Genomic DNA, 2,879 nt, shown 5'->3' on the forward strand with positions numbered 1-2,879 from the left:
GGCAGCACAGGCGATTAAAGTAGTGACATTACTATCAAGAATACTGGAAAAAGCCCGATAAAATCCCGACTCTACTGCCCGAAATAGGGATTTTCCGGCCCTTAATTCCTCCCGGGTACGCTCAAAAATTAGTACATTTGCATCGACTGCCATGCCGATACTGAGGATAAATCCAGCAATACCGGGTAACGTCATGGTGACTCCCACTAGGGCAAAAGCCCCCAGAGAAAGAATAGTATAGATAATCAGGGAAACATCGGCAATAATACCGGGTAAACGGTAATAAACCGCCATGAAGATTAAAACTAACAGTAAACCCACTAAACCAGCGTAGATACTGCGACGGATACTATCCTGGCCTAAAGTTGCCCCGACGGTGCGAATTTCTTCCACTTTAACGGGGAAAGGTAGAGAGCCACCGCGCAATTGAATCGCTAGATCGTTGGCAGTTTCGGCGGTAAAATTACCAGTAATCACGGCCCGGCCTCCTGTAATTCCCGTTTGGGCAAACTGCACATCAACCACAGGGGCGCTAATTAATTCATTATCAAGGAAAATCCCAATACTGCGACCAGTACCCGCGATCGCTTTAGTTAGTTCGGCAAATTTACTGCCCCCTTCCGAGTCGAAAGTAATGGCCACTTCCCAGTTAGTGCCTTGGGTGGAACTAATAGTGGCATTTTGCAGATTTTTTCCAGTTAAGTCCACCGATTCAAATAAATTTAAAATCGCCTCTTTAGATTTTTGCAGAGATTGTTCTAGTTCGGCAATTTTAGCGGCATTTTCGGGTTTATTCTCGGCTTTGAGGGCGGCTAATTCCGCTTTTTTTTGTTGAAAAATTGAATATTCAGCCCGGAATTCTCCTTCTGTACCTTGTTTTTGCTGACGAAATTCTAATTGGGCCTGAACATTTAAGTTTCTCTCAGCTTCTTTGGGATTTGTAACCCCGGGCAGTTGCACAATTACCTGATTTTTACTGTCCACAGTCTGCACTAATGATTCAGAAACACCGAGGGCATTAACGCGATTTTCAATCACATTTTGTACGGCTTTTAAATCATTAGGTTGAATGGTTTTGACGGTTTCAGTGGGTTTAACCTGAATGGTTAATTGACTACCACCGCGCAAGTCTAAACCTAACTGTAGGGGTAACTTAATCAGGACGAAGATCGAGGCAACAACCAGGCCGATGATCAGTAACAATAACCAATTTTGTCTCTGCATAACTTCAGTATCAAAAGGAGAATTTTTTAAATGCGATCACCGACCATTTTTTGGACAGCTTCGACAATTTGATTAGGTTGAATAATCGTCAATCTTTCTAGATTACCGTTATAAGGTGTGGGGATATCTTGGGAAGATAATCTTAACACGGGGGCATCTAATTCATCGAATAACTGCTCGTTAATTAAAGCAATTAACTCGGAAGCAATTCCTGCCGTTTTCATACATTCTTCCACGATAATCACCCTGTGAGTCTTGCGAATCGAAGCGGCGATCGTCTCCATATCAAAGGGTTTTAGGGAAATTAAATCGATAATTTCCGGATCATAGCCATCTTTTTCTAACTGTTTTAATGCCTGTAAACAGTGATGACGCATCCGCGAATAGGTGAGAATGGTGATATCTTCTCCCTTGCGAACGATTTCGGCTTTATCGAGGGGTAAAAGATACTCGGTATCAGGTAAATTTTCCTTGAGATTATAGAGAAGAACGTGTTCAAAGAAAAGCACGGGGTTATTATCTCTAATCGCCGATTTTAATAAACCTTTGGCATTATAGGGAGTGGAACAAGCGACAATTTTTAGACCGGGTACCGCGTGAAAATAGGCCTCTAAACGTTGGGAATGTTCCGCACCTAATTGTCTCCCCACACCCCCCGGACCGCGGATAACCATGGGGATTTTAAAATTACCGCCGGAAGTATAACGTAACATCCCGGCATTGTTGGCAATTTGGTTAAAGGCAAGCAGAAGAAAACCCATATTCATGCCTTCAATAATCGGACGCAATCCCGTCATGGCTGCCCCCACTGCCATGCCCGTAAAACTATTTTCAGCGATGGGAGTATCTAAAACCCTTAAATCGCCATATTTTTTGTAGAGATCTTTGGTAACTTTGTAGGAACCACCGTAATGACCCACATCTTCACCTAAAACAAATACTGTCTGGTCGCGGCCCATTTCCTCATCGATCGCCTGTCGCAAAGCATTAAATAATAGGGTTTCTGCCATATCAAGTCCCCGCTTACAATTCGGTCATCTTATCACTAAACTTATTATCTTACCCCTTTTCTGGCCCGAAGGAGCGGGAATTATGAATTATTAATTATGAATTATGAAGTGGGGAGATGGGGAGAGGGAATTATGAATTATGAATTATGAATTATGAAGTGGGTAGATAGGGAGTAGGTAGGTGGAGGACGTAGGTTGGGCTTCGGCCGTGAGCTTTTGCCGAACGGTTGAAGCATGAAACCCAACGCCCAATCATGTTACGCTACTGCTCCTACAAATAATTGTGCCTCCCTACTTCATAGATAATAGTCTATTCTAGTTCCCGACAATCGGCCGGCAAAGAACTAAGATCAAGATCAAGCAATCCCCTACCGTTAAAGCTGTTGACATCCTCGCCGCCGTAAAACGGACGGCGATTCCCAAACCTCACGATTTGAGTTTCTGCTTCTTTCCCGAAGGATTTTTCGCACCTGCCGCCCCAGATTTACTCTGTTCTGGTCATCAGGTCGCTCTACAGACTGACACCGCAAGCCCTGCGGCCAAAATATTTTTACTAGCGTTAATATCTCGGTCATGGTGTGTCCCACAGTCTGGACAATCCCACTCTCGAACATTTAACGGTATTTTCTCGGCAATATGCCCACA

Annotated in this window: 2 protein-coding genes and 1 pseudogene; all 3 read right to left on the reverse strand. The window is 43.8% G+C overall.

All coding sequences use genetic code 11. The annotated features are described in order from the left end of the window. Nucleotides 1-1,224, reverse strand: a 1,224-nt coding sequence (secD, locus tag PX484_RS00630) for a protein translocase subunit SecD (RefSeq protein WP_288102653.1), incomplete at its 3' end; no start/stop codon positions are given. Nucleotides 1,225-1,250: 26 nt separating this feature from the next. Continuing rightward, the gene (locus PX484_RS00635) at nucleotides 1,251-2,234 is read right to left on the reverse strand and encodes an alpha-ketoacid dehydrogenase subunit beta (protein WP_002752113.1); all 984 of its coding nucleotides are present in this window, start codon (nucleotides 2,232-2,234) and stop codon (nucleotides 1,251-1,253) included. Between the two features lie 426 nt (nucleotides 2,235-2,660). Then, nucleotides 2,661-2,879 (reverse strand): annotated as a pseudogene (locus PX484_RS00640) (zinc ribbon domain-containing protein); the annotation flags it as partial.

Origin of the sequence: Microcystis sp. M49636_WE2 (assembly GCF_030065375.1) — a bacterium.
GTDB lineage: Bacteria > Cyanobacteriota > Cyanobacteriia > Cyanobacteriales > Microcystaceae > Microcystis > Microcystis aeruginosa_C.